Annotated in this window: 16 protein-coding genes; 13 read left to right on the forward strand and 3 right to left on the reverse strand. The window is 73.2% G+C overall.

All coding sequences use genetic code 11. The annotated features are described in order from the left end of the window. Positions 1–37: 37 nt before the first annotated feature. The 11 genes from ACRWNP_RS18515 (at position 38) to ACRWNP_RS18565 (ending at position 13,906) form a co-directional block, all read left to right on the forward strand. Positions 38–1,309, forward strand: coding sequence for an AAA family ATPase (locus ACRWNP_RS18515; RefSeq protein WP_431962645.1), 1,272 nt, complete (start codon positions 38–40; stop codon positions 1,307–1,309). A gap of 10 nt (positions 1,310–1,319) precedes the next feature. Further along, a complete protein-coding gene (locus tag ACRWNP_RS18520; RefSeq protein ID WP_431962647.1) occupies positions 1,320–1,652 on the forward strand; it encodes a nucleotide pyrophosphohydrolase in 333 nt (110 codons plus the stop codon). 159 nt (positions 1,653–1,811) lie between these two features. Then, positions 1,812–2,267: a DUF6099 family protein gene (locus tag ACRWNP_RS18525; protein WP_431962649.1), complete on the forward strand. Its 456-nt coding sequence runs from the start codon at positions 1,812–1,814 to the stop codon at positions 2,265–2,267. A 118-nt stretch (positions 2,268–2,385) separates the two neighbouring features. After that, on the forward strand, positions 2,386–3,309 hold the full coding sequence (locus ACRWNP_RS18530) for an LLM class F420-dependent oxidoreductase (RefSeq protein WP_431962651.1): 924 nt from the start codon (positions 2,386–2,388) through the stop codon (positions 3,307–3,309). Between the two features lie 31 nt (positions 3,310–3,340). Continuing rightward, positions 3,341–4,303 carry a homocysteine S-methyltransferase gene (mmuM, locus tag ACRWNP_RS18535; protein ID WP_431962653.1) on the forward strand — a complete coding sequence of 321 codons (963 nt, stop codon included), beginning with the start codon at positions 3,341–3,343 and terminating at the stop codon, positions 4,301–4,303. After that, positions 4,294–5,751: a 3' terminal RNA ribose 2'-O-methyltransferase Hen1 gene (locus tag ACRWNP_RS18540; protein ID WP_431962655.1), complete on the forward strand. Its 1,458-nt coding sequence runs from the start codon at positions 4,294–4,296 to the stop codon at positions 5,749–5,751. The genes mmuM and ACRWNP_RS18540 overlap by 10 nt, the downstream gene beginning before the upstream one ends. Further along, the gene (locus ACRWNP_RS18545) at positions 5,748–8,294 is read left to right on the forward strand and encodes a polynucleotide kinase-phosphatase (protein WP_431962657.1); all 2,547 of its coding nucleotides are present in this window, start codon (positions 5,748–5,750) and stop codon (positions 8,292–8,294) included. Before ACRWNP_RS18540 ends, ACRWNP_RS18545 begins: the two co-directional genes overlap by 4 nt. A 75-nt stretch (positions 8,295–8,369) precedes the next feature. After that, positions 8,370–9,593 (forward strand): arginine deiminase, encoded by a 1,224-nt coding sequence (locus tag ACRWNP_RS18550; RefSeq protein ID WP_431962659.1) that lies wholly within the window; start codon positions 8,370–8,372, stop codon positions 9,591–9,593. 111 nt (positions 9,594–9,704) lie between these two features. Then, on the forward strand, positions 9,705–10,709 hold the full coding sequence (gene argF / locus ACRWNP_RS18555) for an ornithine carbamoyltransferase (protein WP_431962661.1): 1,005 nt from the start codon (positions 9,705–9,707) through the stop codon (positions 10,707–10,709). 99 nt (positions 10,710–10,808) lie between these two features. After that, positions 10,809–11,636: an enoyl-CoA hydratase family protein gene (locus ACRWNP_RS18560; RefSeq protein ID WP_431962663.1), complete on the forward strand. Its 828-nt coding sequence runs from the start codon at positions 10,809–10,811 to the stop codon at positions 11,634–11,636. A 2-nt stretch (positions 11,637–11,638) separates the two neighbouring features. Beyond that, positions 11,639–13,906 carry a bifunctional salicylyl-CoA 5-hydroxylase/oxidoreductase gene (locus tag ACRWNP_RS18565; RefSeq protein ID WP_431962664.1) on the forward strand — a complete coding sequence of 756 codons (2,268 nt, stop codon included), beginning with the start codon at positions 11,639–11,641 and terminating at the stop codon, positions 13,904–13,906. A gap of 18 nt (positions 13,907–13,924) precedes the next feature. On the opposite strand, the gene ACRWNP_RS18570 is transcribed toward ACRWNP_RS18565, so the two are convergent. From ACRWNP_RS18570 to ACRWNP_RS18580, 3 genes are all read right to left on the reverse strand, one after another. Next, positions 13,925–14,506 (reverse strand): Uma2 family endonuclease, encoded by a 582-nt coding sequence (locus tag ACRWNP_RS18570; protein WP_431962666.1) that lies wholly within the window; start codon positions 14,504–14,506, stop codon positions 13,925–13,927. Positions 14,507–14,588: 82 nt separating this feature from the next. Then, positions 14,589–15,413 (reverse strand): PaaX family transcriptional regulator, encoded by an 825-nt coding sequence (locus ACRWNP_RS18575; protein ID WP_431962668.1) that lies wholly within the window; start codon positions 15,411–15,413, stop codon positions 14,589–14,591. A gap of 4 nt (positions 15,414–15,417) precedes the next feature. After that, positions 15,418–17,022 carry an AMP-binding protein gene (locus ACRWNP_RS18580; protein ID WP_431962670.1) on the reverse strand — a complete coding sequence of 535 codons (1,605 nt, stop codon included), beginning with the start codon at positions 17,020–17,022 and terminating at the stop codon, positions 15,418–15,420. Between the two features lie 95 nt (positions 17,023–17,117). On the opposite strand from ACRWNP_RS18580, the gene ACRWNP_RS18585 reads away from it, so the two are divergent. Both ACRWNP_RS18585 and ACRWNP_RS18590 read left to right on the forward strand, forming a co-directional pair. Next, on the forward strand, positions 17,118–18,224 hold the full coding sequence (locus tag ACRWNP_RS18585; protein WP_431962672.1) for an acyl-CoA dehydrogenase family protein: 1,107 nt from the start codon (positions 17,118–17,120) through the stop codon (positions 18,222–18,224). Next, on the forward strand, positions 18,221–18,619 hold the full coding sequence (locus ACRWNP_RS18590; protein ID WP_431962674.1) for a RidA family protein: 399 nt from the start codon (positions 18,221–18,223) through the stop codon (positions 18,617–18,619). The genes ACRWNP_RS18585 and ACRWNP_RS18590 overlap by 4 nt, the downstream gene beginning before the upstream one ends. Positions 18,620–18,743: the final 124 nt, after the last annotated feature.

Raw genomic sequence — 18,743 nt, forward strand, 5'->3', positions numbered from 1 at the left:
CGGTTCGGCAGCGGGTGCCGCCGCTACGTTCACGTCCATGAGTACGAAGCGTGACCGCCCGGTCGTCACCGAACTGCGGCTCTCCGCGTTCAAGTCGCATCGCGGCGCGAGCTTCCCGCTCGGGCCGCTCACCCTGCTGGCCGGGGCGAGCGGGACCGGCAAGTCCAGCGTCCTGGAGGGGCTCGGCCTGCTCGGCCGGCTCGCCGCCGGCGAGGAACTGACGACGGCGTTCGACGGGGCGCGCGGGGGAGTGGCGGCGTGCGTGCCCCACGCCGCCAGGCCGGATGCGGAGGGGCGGCGCGGCTTCCGCATCGGCTGCACGGTGGACGGCGCCGTCGGACCGGTCGTGCTCGACGTCGCCGTCCAGACCGAACCCGGACTGCGCATCGTCGGCGAGCGGTTGACCGGCGCCGGGGAGACCCTGCTCGCCACCGCGCTGCGCGACCCGGGACGGCGCACGGTCCAGGCGGCCTGGCACACCGCGGGGCTGGTCCCGGTGACCCGGGCCCCGCTGCCCGACGACCGGCTGGCCACCTCGCTGCTGCCGCTGCGCGTCGCGGGCACGACCGAGGGACAGCGGCTTGTGCTCGCCGCCGCCGAGCAGATGGTGCTCGCGTTGCGCGGGGTGTTCCCCGTCGACCCCCGGCCGCACATGATGCGGGAACCCGCACGGGTGGCGGACGGACTGCTCCGCGGCGGCTGCGACAACCTCTCGGCGGTGCTGCGCCGTACCCAGGGCGAATGCCGTACGCGGCACGCGGCGCTGGTCGGTGCCCTGCGGGCGGTGTGCAGCCCGCCCGTCGAAGGGCTGACGGTGATCCCCGCCGGGGAGCCGGGGACAGGGGCGTACGCGGAGTCGGTGCTGGCGGCCGTCGACCGGGGACCGCTGGGGCTGGTGCCGGTCGACCGGCTCGGCGACGGGGAGTTGCGCTTTCTCGCGCTGGCGCTGGTGCTGCTCACCGGGCCGGGCGTGCTGGAGGTGGACACCAGCGGAGAAGTGCCGGACGCCGTACAGGTGCTCACGGTGCTGGCGGACGGCCTGGACAGCGGTCTGGACCGGGCGCAGTCGCGGCAGTTGCTGGCGCTGGCCGCGCTGGTCGCCGAGCGCGGCCACATCAGGCTGCTCGGCACGGTGCACGACCCCTCGGTGGCCGAGGACGCGGACGGGGTCACCCTGCTGCGCCTCGGGAACGCCGTGGCCGACGGGGAACGGGTGCCGGCGCAGGGGCCGGGTCCGGAGACGCCGGCCGCCGGGGCCCCGCCGGCCGGGCAGGCCCCGCCGCAGCACGCGACGGCGGCGATGGGGTAGACCTGCGGGTGTGACCGAGGATCTGCACGCGCTGCAACGCAGGCTGGCCGCGTTCGCGGCCGCCCGCCGCTGGGAGCCGTACCACACCCCGAAGAACCTGGCCGTGGCCCTGAGCGTCGAGGCCTCCGAGCTCCTGGAGATCTTCCAGTGGCTCACGCCCGAGCAGGCGGCCCGGGTCATGGAGGACCCCGGCAGCGCGCACCGGGTGCGGGACGAGGTGGCGGACGTGCTCGCGTACCTGCTGCAGTTCTGCGAGGTGCTCGGCGTCGACGTGCTCCAGGCGCTGTCCGCCAAGATCGACCGCAACGAGCTGCGCTTCCCGCTGCCGGGGGCGGAGGGCTGAGGCGCGGCGGCCGTCGCGCCGCGCGGGGCACGCTCGTCACACGGACGGGCGAGCGGGTTGTCCACAGGCGGGAACCGGCCACTTCCACATCACGTCACGGTCGGTCACTCTGAGCGAGAAGGCGAGATCGACGGGTGAGGACGGGGGAGGTGCGTCGTGATGGACGCGGTACGGCTGATCCGGGCCACGCGGGAGGCGCTGAGCAGCGGTGGGACCGAGCGCGAGCTGATGGCGGAGGCCTGGCAGGTACAGGCGCTGACGGAGGCCATCGGCAGCCACCTGGCGCTCCATGGAGGGCCCGAGCTGCGCACCCCCGGCTTCTCCGTCTGCGAGGCGGGTGGCCGGGCGTGCGTCGCCCCGGGGCCACCGGGTGTGGCGTCCGGACCGTTGCGCGCCGCCCTGCTCACCGAAGTGCGCGAGCCGGCCGGGGCCTTGCGCGAACTGCGTGAACTGCTGTCGGAGCTGGGCATGGCCCTGGTCTCGGTGGCCTGTACCGCCGAGAGCGAGACGGAGTACTGGCAGTGCATCGACGCGGTCGACGCCGCCGACGAGTCCAAGGACCGGGTGGGTGTGCTCCTACGCGCGGTCGAGGCACGGCAGCAGGAAGACGCGTGAGCGGCAAGTCGCCCGAGCGGGAGCGCGGTTGGCGGATTGCCGCCGTCCCCCGCCGGAGAAGGTGCCCCGCGCGACCGGTTGCCGATCGATTCAGGGCCGACAGGTGCAGGATGGAGTCATGGATCTTCGAATATTCACCGAGCCCCAGCAAGGGGCCTCGTACGACACCCTGCTCTCCGTCGCCAAGGCGACCGAGGAGCTCGGTTTTGACGCCTTCTTCCGCTCGGACCACTACCTCAAGATGGGTGACGTGGACGGTCTGCCGGGGCCGACCGATGCGTGGATCACCCTGGCCGGCCTCGCCCGCGAGACCAAGCGGATCCGGCTCGGCACCCTGATGACGGCCGCCACGTTCCGGCTGCCAGGTGTGCTCGCCATCCAGGTCGCGCAGGTGGACCAGATGTCGGGCGGCCGCGTCGAGCTGGGCCTGGGCGCCGGGTGGTACGCGGACGAGCACGCCGCGTACGGCATCCCGTTCCCGAAGGAGAAGTTCGCCAGGCTGGAGGAGCAGCTCGCCATCGTCACCGGCCTGTGGGGGACACCGGCGGGGGAGACCTTCGACTTCAAGGGCACGCACTACACCCTGGAGAACTCGCCCGCGCTGCCCAAGCCCGCCCAGGCGAAGCTCCCCGTCCTCATCGGCGGCCACGGGGCCAAGCGCACCCCGCGGCTCGCCGCCCGGTACGCCGACGAGTTCAACCTGCCGTTCGGCTCACTGGAGGACACCGCCCAGCAGTTCGCCCGGGTGCGGGAGGCCGCCGAGGAGCACGGCCGGGGCAAGGACGAAATCGTCTACTCCAACGCCCTCGTCGCGTGCGTCGGCAAGGACGACGCCGAGGTCGCGCGCAGGGCCGCGGCCATCGGCCGTGAGGTCGACGAGCTCAAGGCCAATGGCCTCGCCGGTTCCCCCGCCGAGGTCGTCGACAAGATCGGCCGCTTTGCCGAGCTCGGTGCCACCCGCTTCTACCTGCAGATTCTGGACCTGAGTGACCTCGGGCACCTGGAACTGATCGCCTCCGAGGTGCAGCCGCAGCTCGGCTGACCCCGGCACTCCGCCGCGAGGAGCACCCGCGATGCCCACACCCGACCGGTCCCTGGCGCAAGCCCTCGCCGAGGGCGCCGTCGTCCTCGACGGCGGGCTGTCCAACCAGCTCGCCGACCAGGGCTGCGACCTGGCCGATGCGCTCTGGTCGGCCCGGCTGCTCGCCGACGCGCCCGGGCAGATCCAGGCGGCGCACACCGCCTACCTGCGGGCGGGCGCGCGGGTGCTCATCACCTCCAGCTACCAGGCGACCTACGAGGGGTTCGCCGCGCGCGGCATCGGACGGCAGGAGGCGACCGCCCTGCTGCGGCGCAGCGTCGCCCTCGCCCGCGCCGCCGCGGGCGAACGCGACGACGTATGGGTGGCGGCCTCCGTGGGACCGTACGGCGCGATGCTCGCGGACGGCAGTGAGTACCGGGGCCGATACGGGCTGAGTGTCGCGGAGCTGGAGCGCTTCCACCGGCCAAGGATCGAGACGCTGGCCGAGGCAGGTCCCGACGTCCTGGCGCTGGAGACCGTGCCTGACACGGACGAGGCGGAGGCGCTGCTGCGAATCGTCGAGGGCCTCGGGGTCCCGGTCTGGCTGAGCTACACCGTCTCGGGCGGGACGACCCGGGCCGGCCAGCCGCTGGAAGGGGCCTTCCGGATCGCGGCGGACGCGAAAGCGGTGATCGCCGTCGGCGTCAACTGCTGCGACCCGGCGGACGCCGCCCACGCGGTGGAGACGGCGGCGGCGACCGCCGGCCGGCCCGTGGTCGTCTACCCCAACAGCGGCGAGACCTGGGACGAACGGGCCCGCCACTGGCACGGCGGCTCGGCCTTCGACCCGGCCCTGGCGTCCGGCTGGCAGCGGGCCGGTGCCCGGCTCATCGGGGGATGCTGCCGGGTCGGGCCCGCGCAGATAGCCGCCCTGGCCGCCGCACTCGCCCCACAGCCGGGGAAAACCGCTGTTCGGGGCGGCGGCGGGCAGGCGATACTCGGGCGGTGTTCCTGACGATATCGACCACCGGCAACGGCGGCATGCCCGCCACGGACCTCGGCTTCCTGCTGCACAAGCATCCGGAGAAGGCCCAGGTGTTCTCGACCTCCTACGGCGACGCCCACGTCTTCTACCCCGAGGCGTCCGAGCAACGGTGCACGGCCGCGGTGCTGCTGGAGGTCGATCCGGTGGCGCTCGTCCGGCGCGGCAAGGGCAAGGGCCGGGGCGGGGCTCCCGGCTCCGCGCTCGGCCAGTACGTCAACGACCGGCCGTACGCCGCCTCGTCGCTGCTCGCGGTCGCCCTCCGTACGGTGTTCGCCAGCGCCCTGAGGGGGGTTTGCGACGCCCGCCCGGAGCGCGCCGCGCAGCCGCTGCCGTTGCGGATCGAGATCCCCGCCGTGCCCGCGCGCGGCGGCGCCGCCCTGGTCCGCCGGCTGTTCGAGCCGCTGGGCTGGACCGTCGAGGCCGAACCGGTCGGGCTGGACGAGCGGTTCCCCGAGTGGGGTGAGTCGCGGTACGTACGGCTGGTGCTCGAAGGCGAGCTGCGGCTGTCGGAGGCCCTGCGGCACCTGTACGTGCTGCTTCCGGTGCTGGACGACGCCAAGCACTACTGGGTCTCGCCCGACGAGGTCGACAAGCTGCTGCGGATGGGCGACGGATGGCTCGCCGGCCACCCGGAGCAGCGGCTGATCACCAGCCGCTATCTGTCCCGCCGCTGGTCGCTGACCCGGCAGGCCATGGAACGGCTGGAACTCGCCCGGCTCGCCGAGGCCGACGACAGTGAGGCGGAGGAACTGGACAACGCCGTCGACGAGGAGGTGGACACCGAGGAGAAGCCACTGCCACTGGCGGTGCAGCGCCGCGAGGCGATCCTGGCGGAGCTGCGCGACGCCGGGGCGAGCCGGGTCCTCGACCTCGGCTGCGGTCAGGGCCAGCTGGTCGGCGCTCTGCTGAAGGACGTCCGCTTCACCGAGATCCTCGGCGTCGACGTGTCGGCCCGGGCCCTGGGCGAGGCGGCCCGGCGGCTGCGGCTGGAGCGCATGGGCGAGCGGCAGTCCTCCCGCGTCCGGCTGGTGCAGGGCTCCCTGACGTACACCGACGCCCGCCTCAAGGGCTACGACGCCGCCGTGCTCAGCGAGGTCGTCGAGCACCTCGACCTGCCCCGGCTGCCCGCCCTGGAGTACTCCGTCTTCGGTGCGGCGCGTCCCGCGACCGTGGTCGTGACCACACCGAACGTCGAGTACAACGTGCGCTGGGAGACCCTGCCCGCCGGGCACGCCCGGCACGCCGACCACCGCTTCGAGTGGACCCGCCAGGAGTTCCGCTCATGGGCCGAGCAGGTCGCCGGACGGCACGGCTACGGGGTGCGGTTCGTCCCCGTCGGCCCCGACGACCCCGAAGTCGGCCCGCCCACCCAGATGGCGGTTTTCACGATGACCGCGAAGGAGGTCGCATCCGCATGACCGGCAAGCACACCCTCCCGGTGACCGACCTGTCCCTCGTGGTCCTGATCGGCACCACCGGCTCCGGCAAGTCCACCTTCGCCCGGCGCCACTTCAAGCCCACCGAGGTGATCTCCTCGGACTTCTGCCGCGGCCTGGTCAGCGACGACGAGAACGACCAGGGCGCCAGCGGCGACGCCTTCGACGTACTGCGCTACATCGCGGGCAAGCGGCTGGCCGTCGGCCGGCTCACCGTCGTCGACGCCACCAGCGTGCAGCAGGAGAGCCGCCGTCAGCTCGTCCGGCTCGCCCGGGAGCACGACGTGCTGCCCATCGCGATCGTCCTGGACGTCCCCGAGCAGGTCTGCATCGAGCGGAACGCGTCCCGGCCCGACCGCGCCCACCTGCCCCGGCACGTCGTGCAGCGCCAGCAGCGCGAGCTGCGCCGCTCCTTGCGGCAGCTGGAGCGCGAGGGCTTCCGCAAGGTCCACATCCTGCGCGGCGTCGAGGAGGTCGAGGCGGCCGAGGTCGTGCTGGAGCGCCGCTACAACGACAAGCGCGAGCTCACCGGTCCGTTCGACATCATCGGCGACGTCCACGGCTGCAGCTCCGAGCTGGAGACCCTGCTGGGCAAGCTGGGCTACGTCGACGGCGTGCACCCCGAGGGCCGCACGGCCGTCTTCGTCGGAGACCTCGTCGACCGCGGCCCCGACAGCCCCGGCGTGCTGCGCCGCGTCATGGGCATGGTCGCCGCAGGCAGCGCCCTGTGTGTGCCCGGCAACCACGAGAACAAGCTGGGCCGCTGGCTGAAGGGCAAGAAGGTCCAGCACACCCACGGCCTCGCCGAGACGATCGAGCAGCTGGAGAAGGAGGACGCCAGGGACCCCGCCTTCCGCGAGCAGGTGCGCGAGTTCATCGAGGGACTCGTCAGCCATTACGTCCTCGACGGCGGCAGGCTGGTCGTCTGCCACGCCGGCCTGCCCGAGAAGTACCACGGCCGCACCTCCGGCCGGGTCCGCTCGCACGCCCTGTACGGCGACACCACCGGAGAGACCGACGAGTTCGGCCTGCCCGTGCGCTACCCGTGGGCCGAGGACTACCGCGGCCGCGCCGCCGTCGTCTACGGCCACACGCCCGTGCCGAGCACATCGTGGCTCAACAACACCATCTGCCTCGACACCGGCGCCGTGTTCGGCGGGCGGATGACGGCCCTGCGCTGGCCCGAGCGCGAGATCGTCGACGTCCCGGCGGAGCGGGTCTGGTACGAGCCGGCCAAGCCGCTCGCCTCCGAGGCCCCCGGCGGGAACGATGGCCGGCCGCTCGACCTCGCCGACGCCATCGGCCGCCGGATCGTGGAGACCACGCACCACGGACGGGTCGCCGTCCGCGAGGAGAACGCGGCCGCCGCGCTGGAGGTGATGAGCCGCTTCGCGGTCGACCCGCGGCTGCTGATGTACCTGCCGCCGACGATGTCGCCGTGCGCGACCTCGCAGCTGGAGGGCTACCTGGAGCACCCGCACGAGGCGTTCGCCGCCTACCGGGCGGACGGCATCGGCCAGGTGCTCTGCGAGGAGAAGCACATGGGATCGCGCGCGGTGGCGCTGGTATGCCGCGACGCGGAGACGGCCGCCGAGCGCTTCGGGGTGGCCGGCGGTGTGACGGGCGCCCTGCACACCCGCACGGGCCGTCCGTTCTTCGACGATCCGGCCGTCACCGAGCAGGTCCTCGGCCGGCTGCGGGCCTCCGTCACCGCCGCCGGCCTGTGGGAGGAACTCGGCACGGACTGGCTGCTGCTCGACGCCGAGCTGCTGCCCTGGTCACTGAAGGCCTCCGGGTTGCTGCGCAAGCAGTACGCCGCGGTGGGTGCCGCCTCCGGCGCGGTCTTCCCGGGCGCGCTCGCCGCCCTGGAGTCCGCCGCCGCGCGCGGCACCGACGTGGCGGCCCTGCTGGAGCGGCAGCGCGGCCGGTCCGCGGACGCCGCCGCCTTCACCGAGGCGTACCGGCGCTACTGCTGGACGACCGAGGGCCTGGACGGGGTGCGTCTCGCGCCCTTCCAGATCCTGGCCGCCGAGGGCCGCAGTCTCGCCGCGCTCCCGCACGACGAGCAGCTGGGGCTCATCGACCGCCTGGTCGCCGGCGACCCGACGGGTCTGCTCCAGGAGACCCGCCGGCTGCTGGTCGACACCCGAGACGAGGAGTCGGTTGCCGCCGGTACGCGGTGGTGGCTGGAACTGACCGAGGCCGGCGGCGAGGGCATGGTGGTCAAGCCGCTCCAGGCCCTGGTGCGCACCGAGAACGGCAACCGCCTGGTCCAGCCCGGCGTCAAGTGCCGCGGCCGGGAGTATCTGCGGATCATCTACGGCCCGGAGTACACCCGGCCCGACCAGCTGCTCGGGCTCCGCTCCCGGGCCCTGGGCCACAAGCGCTCGCTCGCGCTGCGCGAGTACGCGCTGGGCCTGGAGGCGCTGGACCGGCTGGCCGCGGGCGAGCCCCTGTGGCGCGTGCACGAGGCGGTCTTCGCCGTCCTGGCCCTGGAGTCCGAGCCGGTGGACCCCCGGCTGTGACGGGTGAGGGGCGGGCACCCGGTTGCCCGCCCCTCCCTGGCGGTAAACCCTTGCCAAGTGGGAATGTCTAGCTCCATGGCATTCCATGTGGACTCCGAGGCAGGGCGGCTGCACCGCGTCATCCTCCACCGCCCCGACCTGGAGCTGAAAAGGCTCACGCCGTCGAACAAGGACGCCCTGCTCTTCGACGACGTCCTGTGGGTGCGCCGGGCCCGCGCCGAGCACGACGGCTTCGCCGACGTGCTGCGCGACCGGGGCGTGGCCGTGCACCTCTTCGGCGACCTGCTGCGGGAGACGCTGGGCCTGCCCGAGGCCCGGCGCATGGTGCTGGACCGGGTCTTCCACGAGAAGGAGTACGGGCCGGTGGTCACCGACCACCTGCGCGCCGCCTTCGACGAGCTGTCCGCATCCGAGCTGGCCGAGGCCCTGGTCGGCGGCGTGACCAAGCGGGAGTTCCTGGCCCGCTTCGCCGAGCCGACCTCGGTCCGCTTCCACGTGATGGACCTGGACGACTTCCTGCTCAACCCGCTGCCCAACCACATCTTCACCCGGGACACCTCGGCCTGGGTCTACGACGGGGTCAGCATCAACGCGATGCGCTGGCCGGCCCGCTGGCACGAGACGATCCACTACGAGGCGATCTACCGCCACCACCCCCTCTTCGCGGGCGGGTCCTTCCACGTGTGGTCCGAGGGCCAGGCGGCCTACCCCTCCACCATCGAGGGCGGCGACGTCCTGGTGATCGGCAACGGCGCCGTGCTCATCGGCATGAGCGAGCGCACGACCCCGCAGGCGGTGGAGATGCTGGCCCAGCGCCTGTTCAACGCCGGGTCGGCCACCACGATCGTGGCCTTGGACATGCCCAAGCGGCGTGCCTTCATGCACCTGGACACCGTGATGACCATGGTCGACGGCGACACCTTCACCAAGTACGCGGGCCTGGGCATGCTCCGCTCGTACACCATCGAGCCCGGCGCGGGGGAGCGCGACCTGAAGGTCACCGACCACCCGCCGGAGCACATGCACCGGGCGATCGCGGCGGCCCTCGGTCTCGACGACATCCGCGTGCTCACCGCGACCCAGGACGTCCACTCCGCCGAGCGCGAGCAGTGGGACGACGGGTGCAACGTGCTCGCGCTGGAGCCGGGCGTCGTCCTGGCCTATGAGCGCAACGTCACCACCAACACCTTCCTGCGCAAGCGCGGCATCGAGGTCATAGAGATTCCCGGGAGCGAACTGGGGCGCGGCCGCGGCGGCCCGCGCTGCATGAGCTGCCCCATCGAGCGGGACCCGGTCTGACGGGAGGCGGTCCGTGGGGCGGCTGTATAAGGATGCGAGTGTTCGTATAGACTTCCATGGTCCCGGCGCACTCATGTTCGGCACCCGGCCGACCCCGACCTAGGAGCCCCCATGGCCATCGACCTCACGGGCCGTCACTTCCTCAAGGAGCTGGACTTCGCCCCCGAGGAGTTCCGCGGGCTGGTGGAGCTGGCCGCCGAGCTGAAGGCGGCCAAGAAGGCGGGCACCGAGGTGCGGCGGCTCGGCGGCAGGAACATCGCCCTGATCTTCGCCAAGACCTCCACCCGCACCCGCTGTGCCTTCGAGGTCGCCGCGGCCGACCAGGGCGCGTCCACGACCTACCTGGACCCGGCCGGCTCCCAGCTCGGCCACAAGGAGTCGGTGAAGGACACCGCCCGCGTGCTCGGCCGGATGTTCGACGGCATCGAGTACCGCGGCACGGGCCAGGAGGTCGTCGAGGAGCTGGCCGCCCACGCCGGGGTGCCGGTGTGGAACGGCCTCACCGACCAGTGGCACCCGACCCAGATGCTCGCCGACGTCCTCACCATGACCGAGCACTCCCGCTCCCCGCTGGAGCGGACCGCCTACGCCTACCTCGGCGACGCCCGCTCCAACATGGGCAACTCGCTGCTGGTCACCGGCGCCCTCCTCGGCATGGACGTGCGCATCGTCGCCCCGCGGAAGCTGTGGCCGGACGACTTGGTCGTCACCCGGGCGCGGCGCCTCGCGGAGACCACCGGCGCCCGCGTCACCCTGACCGAGGACGTCACCGAGGGCGTCGCCGGCGCGGAGTTCGTCCACACCGACGTCTGGGTGTCGATGGGCGAACCCGCCGAGGTGTGGGACGAGCGCGTCGCACTGCTCAAGCCGTACGCCGTGACCATGGACGTGCTGCGGGCCACCGGGCGTCCCGACGCGAAGTTCATGCACTGCCTGCCCGCCTTCCACGACCTCGGCACCACCCTGGCCCGGGAGATCCACGAACGGCACGGACTGACCTCCCTGGAGGTCACCGACGAGGTCTTCGAGTCGGCGCACTCCATCGTCTTCGACCAGGCCGAGAACCGGATGCACACCATCAAGGCCGTCCTCGTCGCCACGCTGGGAGGCGCGTGAGGCGCCTCGCGTATCGCGCACTCGTGACGGCGGTCACGAAGGAGTGATAACTTCGCGGTGTTGGCAAGCCTGCCTCCCCCCGCGAAGGAGGACGTGCCCATGAGCCCCTACCGAGGCTCCGCAGGCCGTACCGAGGAATGGCGGCACCTGCGGGTCGAGCACGCCGACGGTGTCGTCACCGTCACCCTCGACCGCCCCGACAAGCTCAACGCGCTCACCTTCGGTGCCTACGCCGACCTGCGCGACCTGCTCACCGAGCTGCCGCACCACGGCGACACCCGGGTGCTGGTGCTGGCCGGGGCCGGTCGCGGCTTCTGCTCCGGAGGGGACGTCGACGAGATCATCGGTGCCACCCTCGCCATGGGCGCCGGACAGCTCCTGGACTTCACCCGCATGACCGGACAGGTCGTCCGCGCCATCCGCGAGGCCCCCTTCCCCGTCATCACGGCCATCCACGGCGTCGCGGCCGGAGCCGGTTCCGTCATCGCCCTCGCCTCCGACTTCCGGATCGTCGAACGCTCCGCCCGCTTCGCCTTCCTCTTCACCAAGGTCGGCCTCGCGGGCGCCGACATGGGCGCCGCCTATCTGCTGCCGCGCGTGGTCGGCCTCGGCCACGCCACCCGGCTGCTGATGCTCGGCGACACCGTAGGCGCCGCGGAGGCCGACCGTATCGGCCTGGTCAGCGAGCTCGTCGACGACGGGCAGGCGGACGCGAGCGCCGCCGCCCTCGCCAAGCGGCTGGCCGCCGGCCCCGCGCTGGCGTACGCCCAGACCAAAGCACTGCTCACCGCGGAGCTCGACATGCCGCTCGGCGCCGCCGTCGAGATGGACGCCGCGACCCAGGCCCTCCTGATGACCAGTGAGGACTACGCCGAGTTCCACGCCGCGTTCACCGGGAAGCGCAGCCCCAACTGGAAGGGCCGCTAGCCGTGCGGGTGGCCATCATCGGCGGCGGCCCCGGCGGGCTCTACGTGGCCGCGCTGCTCAAACGCCTCCACCCGGAACGGGACATCACCGTCTGGGAGCGCGGCTCGCCCGAGGACACCTTCGGCTTCGGCGTCGTGCTCTCCGACGAGACGCTCGGCGGCATCGAGCACGCCGACCCGGTGGTCTTCCGCGCCCTGGAACGGGAGTTCATCCGCTGGGACGACATCGACGTGCACCACCGCGGCCGTGCCGTCACCTCCGGCGGCCACGGCTTCGCCGCGGTGGACCGGCGCACGCTGCTGGCGATCCTCCACGACCGCTGCCGCGACCTGGGGGTGACCGTCCGCACCCGCGAACTCGCCCCTGCCGCCGAGCGGCTGGCCCGCGACCACGACCTCGTCATCGCCGCCGACGGCGCGGGCAGCGCCACGCGCGGTGCCCACGCCGACGTCTTCCGGCCCACCCTCACCGGGCACCGCTGCCGCTACATCTGGCTCGCCACCGACCGCGTCCTGGACGCCTTCCGCTTCGAGATCGCCGAGACCGAGCACGGCGTGATGCAGGCCCACGGCTATCCGTTCCGGCCGGACGAGAGCACCTTCATCGTCGAGATGCACGAGGACGTCTGGCGGCGCGCCGGACTGGACCGGCTGGACGAGGCCGAGTCGATCGCCCGCTGCGAGAAGATCTTCGCCGACGCCCTGCACGGCCACGGCCTGCGCGGCAACCGCTCCCGGTGGATCGCCTTCACCACCGTGGTCAACGAGCGCTGGCGGCACAGGAACATCGTCCTCCTCGGCGACGCCGCCCACACCGCGCACTTCTCCATCGGCTCCGGTACCAAGCTCGCCATGGAGGACGCCCTCGCCCTCGCCGCCTGCCTGCACGAGCAGCCCGGCGTCCCCGAGGCGCTGGCCGCGTACGAGGCCGAGCGCAAGCCCGTGGTCGCCAGCACGCAGCGCGCCGCGCGGGCCAGCCTGGAGTGGTTCGAGCACCTGGAGCAGTACACCGCCCAGCCGCCCCGGCAGTTCGCCTTCAACCTGCTCACCCGCAGTCGCCGCGTCACCCACGACAACCTGCGGCTGCGCGACGCGGACTTCACCGCCTCCGTGGAGCGGGAGTTCGGCACCGAGCCGGACATCCCGCCGATGTTCACCCCCTTCACCCTGCGCGGGCTGACCCTGCGCAACCGGGTCGTCGTCTCGCCGATGGACATGTACTCCGCCACCGACGGCACCCCTGGCGACTTCCACCTCGTCCACCTCGGCGCCCGGGCCCTCGGCGGCGCCGGCCTGGTCATGACCGAGATGGTCTGTGTCAGCCCCGAGGGCCGCATCACCCCCGGCTGCGCCGGCCTGTGGAACGACGGGCACGAGGCGGCCTGGCGCCGGGTCACCGACTTCGTGCACGCCCGGCCCGGCCCCGCGATCGGTCTCCAGCTCGGCCACAGCGGCCGCAAGGGCTCCACACGGCTGATGTGGCAGGGCATCGACCAGCCGCTCCCGGAGGGCAACTGGCCGCTCGCCGCCCCCTCCCCGCTGCCGTACCACCCCCAAGTCAGTCAGGTCCCGCACGCCCTGGACGCCGCCGGACTGGCCGCGATCCGCGAGCAGTTCGCCGCCTCCGCCGCGCGCGGCGCCCGCGCCGGGTTCGACCTGCTGGAACTGCACTGCGCCCACGGCTACCTGCTGTCGTCCTTCCTCTCCCCGCTCACCAACCGGCGCACCGACGCCTACGGCCGCGACCTGGCCGGACGGCTGCGCTTCCCGCTGGAGGTCTTCGACGCCGTCCGCGAGGTCTGGCCCGCCGACCGCCCGATGACCGTCCGCATCTCCGCCACCGACTGGGCCGAGGGCGGCACGACCGCCGACGACGCCGTCGAGATCGCCCGGGCCTTCGTCGCCCACGGCGCCGACGCCATCGACGTCTCCACCGGCCAGGTCGTCCCCGACGAGGTCCCCGACTACGGCCGCTCCTACCAGACCCCCTACGCCGACCGGATTCGCAACGAACTCGGCGTGCCCGTCATCGCGGTCGGCGCAATCTCCTCCTGGGACGACGTCAACTCCCTGCTCCTGGCCGGCCGCGCCGACCTGTGCGCGCTCGCCCGCCCCCACCTCTACGACCCCAACTGGACGCTGCACGCCGCCGCCGAACAGGGCTACTCCGGCGCCGGCGCCCCCTGGCCCCTCCCGTACCAGGCGGGCAGCCGCCGCCCGCCCACGGGCCGCACGGACGCCCCCCGGCCCCGGCTGACGCTGGACGTGTGAGGGACGGCCGGCTCCGGGTCAGCCGAAGAGGGAGGTGTCGAGGGCGAACGCGAAGGGCTCGGGGAGCTCGAGCTCCTTGCCGAACAGCACCCGGACGTCCTGGCGGTAGTCCTCGGCGTCCGGCTCGCTGTACAGGGTCACGGTGCCCTCGGTGCGGTCCACCAGCAGGTAGAAGGGGATGCCGGCAGCAGCGTAGCCGCGTCGCTTCGGGCCGCGGTCCTTGTCGGGCCGGATCGACGTCACTTCGACGGTCATGACCACGCCGTCCGGGTCCGCCCACGCGTCGAGACCGCGGAAGAAGCCGCGGGGGGCGACGGACGCGTCGGGGACGAATCGGCCGAGCGGGGTGATCAGCCCCTTCGTCCCCACGCCGTACAGCTCTGTGGCGGACTTCCTGGCGATCTGCCACAGCAGCTCGCCGACCGCGTCCTCGTGGTCTCCGTCGGGCGGCGGGGTCACGACGATCTCCCCCTCGATCAGCTCGGCGCGGTACCCCTCGGGGACCGTGAGGTCGAGGAAGGCGGCGAGCACCGCGTCGCCGCCGGAGCCCGAGCGTTCGGTCGCGGGCAGTGCCATCTCGCGTACCTCCTCGATCGTCATGGTTCCGCTCCGACGTGGTCAGGTTATGCCCCGCCGGGCGGCGTGGGCGTGCGTCCTGCCAACGATCAACCGCGGGGGCCGGTCACGTCATGCGATCGGCTGACCGCGCGAACTCCGCTCCCGCGTCGTGCAGCCGCGCGTGCAGGCCCTCGAAGACCGCTGCCGCGCGGCCGCCGGGCCAGTCGGGAGGGAGGAGGGCGGGCGGCAGGCCCGGGTCGGCGTAGGGGAGGCGGCGCCAGGAATCGAGGGCGCGCAGGTAGTCCGCGAAGGCCTCCTGCGGCGGGGTCGCCGCCCGGGCGCCCCAGGAGCGCAGGACCGGCTGGTGGGCGTCGAGGAAGGCGTGGTGGCGCTTGGCGACGGCGTCGAGGTCCCACCAGCGGCGCACGGCCGTGGCCGTCGGCTCGAAGCCGAGGTGGGTGCCGGTGAAGAGGTCCACGTAACGGTCGAGGCCGAGCCGGCGCAGGGTGTGCAGGGCCTCCTCGTGGAGGCGGGCGGGCGCGATCCACACGCCCGGCGCGGCGGTGCCGAAGCCCAGGCGGGCCAGGCGGGAGCGGAGCAGGTGCCGCTTGTGGCGCTCGCTCTCCGGGACGGAGAAGACCGCGAGCACCCACTCCTGGTCCCCCGCTCCGCCGGCCGGGTGACCGTAGATGCGCCGGTCGCCGTCGGCGAGCAGCTGGCGGGCGTCCTCGGACAGGGCGTAGCCCGCGGCGCCGTCGACGCGGTCCGGCTCCAGCAGGCCGCGGCGCTTGAGCCGGGAGACCGCCGAGCGCACCGACTGTGGGTCCACGTCCACCGCGCCCATCAGCCGGATCAGCCCGGCGACGGGTATCCGCCCGTCCCAGGCGTCGGCCCGGCCGTAGGCGCCGAAGAAGGTCAGGATCAGCGAACTGGGGGTGTGCTCGGTCACGCGATCACTGTAGGTCGCGCAGCCGGAAGCGCTGCAGTTTCCCGGTGGGCGTGCGGGGCAGGGCGTCGAGGAAGACGATCTCGCGCGGGCACTTGTAGCCGGCGATCTCCTCCCGGGTGAAGGCGCGCAGCGCCTCGACCGTGTGCTCGTCGCGCGGCGGGCCGTCCCGCAGTACGACGAATGCCCGGACGATCTGGCCGCGCTGGTCGTCCGGCACCCCGATGACCGCGGCCTCCCGTACGTCGGGGTGGCGCAGCAGCGCCTCCTCGACCTCGGGGCCCGCGATGTTGTACCCGGACGAGATGATCATGTCGTCGGCGCGGGCCACGTAGCGGAAGTAGCCGTCCGGCTCGCGCACGTACGTGTCGCCGGTGATGTTCCAGCCGCCCCGCACGTACTCCCGCTGCCGCTCGTCCGCCAGATAGCGGCAGCCCGTCGGGCCGCGCACCGCGAGCAGTCCCGGTTCGCCGTCCGGGACGGGGGACAGCGTCGCGGGGTCGACGACCCTGGCCTGGTAGCCCGGCACCGGCAGGCCCGTGGTACCCGGCCGGATCATGCCGTCGGCGGCCGAGATGAAGATGTGCAGCAGCTCCGTGGCCCCTATGCCGTTGATGATCCGCAGCCCCGTCGACTCGTACCAGGCGTGCCAGGTGGCCTCGGGCAGGTTCTCGCCCGCGGACACGCAGCGCCGCAGCGAGGACAGGTCGCGCGAGCCGTGCGAGGCGAGTATCGCCCGGTAGGCGGTGGGCGCGGTGAACAGCACGGTCACCCCGTGCTCCGCGACCGCGCGGGCGAGCTGCTCGGGACCGGCCTGCTCCAGCAGCAGCGCCGACGCCCCCACGCGCAGCGGGAAGACGACCAGGCCGCCCAGCCCGAAGGTGAACCCCAGCGGCGGGCTGCCGGCGAACACGTCCTCTGCGGTGGGTCGCAGTATGTGCGCGGAGAAGGTGTCGGCGATCGCCAGCACGTCCCGGTGGAAGTGCATGCAGCCCTTGGGCCGCCCGGTCGTCCCGGAGGTGAAGGCGATCAGCGCGACGTCGTCGGACGAGGTCTCCACGGCGGCGAAGGAGCCCGGCCGGCCGGCCGCGAGCCGCAGCAGGTCGTCCGGCGCCTCACCGCCGTACGTGGCGATGCGCAGTCCCGGCGCCTCGCACTTGGCGAGGTCGTCGAGCGCGCGGATGTCGCACAACGCGTGCCGGACGGCGGCGATCTCGCAGATCGTCGCCAGTTCGTGCGGGCGGTGCGCCGCGAGCACGGTCACTGCCACCGCGCCCGCCTTCATGACGGCGAACCAGCACGCCACCAGCCACGGCGTGGTGGGACCACGCAGCAGCACGCGGTTGCCGGGCACCACCCCGAGGTCCTCGGTCAGCACGTGCGCGATGCGGTCGGAGGCGGCGCGCAGGTCCGCGTACGACCAGACCTCACCGCCCGGCATCCGCAGGCAGGGCGCCTCGGGCAGGCCGGCGGCGAGGAGCTCGGTGCCGCAGTTGAGCCGGCCGGGATAGGCCAGCTCGGGGAGGTCTTGGGTCAGGACGGGCCACTGGTCACGCGGCGGGAGGTTGTCCCGCGGGAAAGTGTCCACGTGTGCTGACGGCAGCAGGTCCATGGCGGGTTCGCCCCTCGTTGGCCCCTGGTTGCGGACGGATTCAGCGTAACGTGTTTGTGACGGCAGTCAACGGTACGCGATACGGGAGGTGCCGCGTGGCATCGTTCGCGCTCGACCCGGAACAGCTCAAGTGGTGTGCGCAGGTCCGTGATTGGGCCGCCGAACGGCTTCGCCCGCTGGCGGGGTCCGGCGAACCCGGGCGGGTCAACCGGCCCCTGCTCGCCGCCCTCGGCGAACTCGGCCTGCTGTCCCGCCTCTTCCCCGGCACCGCCCTGGAGCTGTGCCTGCTGCGGGAGTCCCTGGCCCGCGAGTGCACCGAGGCCGAGACAGCGCTCGCCCTCCAGGGGCTGGGCGCCCATCCGCTGCTGGACTCCCCGGAACTGGCCGCCCGCTGGATCCCGCGGATCGTCTCCGGGGAGGCCGTCGCGGCCTTCGCGCTCACCGAGCCCGGCGCCGGCTCCGACGCCGCCGCCCTCGAACTGGCCGCGGAACCCGCGCCGGAGGGCGGCTGGCGGCTCACCGGCGAGAAGTGCTGGATCTCCAACGCCCCCGAGGCCGACGTCTACACCGTCTTCGCCCGGACCACCCCTGGCGCCGGGGCTCGCGGCGTCACCGCTTTCGCGGTCCCGGCCGACCGCCCGGGGCTCACTGGCGAACACCTCGACATGCTCTCCCCCCACCCCATCGGGCGGCTGCGCTTCGACGCCGTACCGGTCGGGGAGCAGGACGTGATAGGCGAGGTCGACCGGGGCTTCCGGGTCGCCATGACCACCCTCAACCGCTTCCGGCCCAGCGTCGGTGCGTTCGCCGTCGGCATGGCGCAGGCCGCGCTCGACGCGGCCACCGCACACGCCGCCTCCCGCACTGCTTTCGGCGCGCCCTTGAAGGAGCTCCAGGCCGTCGCCCATACCCTCGCCGAGATGGCCACCCGCACCGAGGCCGCGCGCCTGCTGGTCTACGCCGCCGCCGAGGCCTACGACTCCGGTTCGTCCGGCACCGCCCGCAGCTCCGCCATGGCCAAGCTCTTCGCCACCGAGACCGCCCAGTACGCCGTCGACGCCGCCGTCCAGATCCACGGGGCCCGCGCGCTGGAGCGCGGCCACCTCCTGGAGCACCTCTACCGCGAGGTGCGCGCACCGCGTATCTACGAAGGGGCCACCGAAGTCCAGCGGTCGATCATCGCCAAGGAGCTGTTCGCATGACCCTCAACCGGATCAACCCGCCGGAGCTCTCCCCGCCGACCGGCTTCAGCCACGCCGTCACCGCCACCGGCCGGACCCTCGTCCTCCTCGCGGGTCAGACCGCGCTGGACTCCGCGGGCAAGGTCGTCGGGGACACGCTCCCCGCCCAGTTCGAGCACGCGCTGATCAACCTGCTCACCGCCCTCCAGGCGGCCGGTGGCACCCCCGCCGACCTCGCACGCCTCACCGTCCACACCACCGACGTCGCCGCCTACCGCGAACACGCGCCCGAACTCGGCCGCATCTGGCGCGCCCTGGCCGGCCGCGACTACCCGGCGATGGCGGTCATCGGCATCACCCGCCTGTGGGACGAGGAGGCCTTGGTCGAACTCGACGGCCTCGCCGTGCTCACCTGAGCGGGCGGGCGTCAGGAGGTACCCAGGGTGCGGGGCATGGCCCGGCACGTCGGCAGTGGCCGCCGTCCCGCCGCCCCTGACGAGCGGCCCCTGACGAGCGGCCCCGGCCGGCGTCCGGGTCTGA

The organism is Actinacidiphila sp. bgisy160 (assembly GCF_965342435.1).
GTDB lineage: Bacteria > Actinomycetota > Actinomycetes > Streptomycetales > Streptomycetaceae > Actinacidiphila.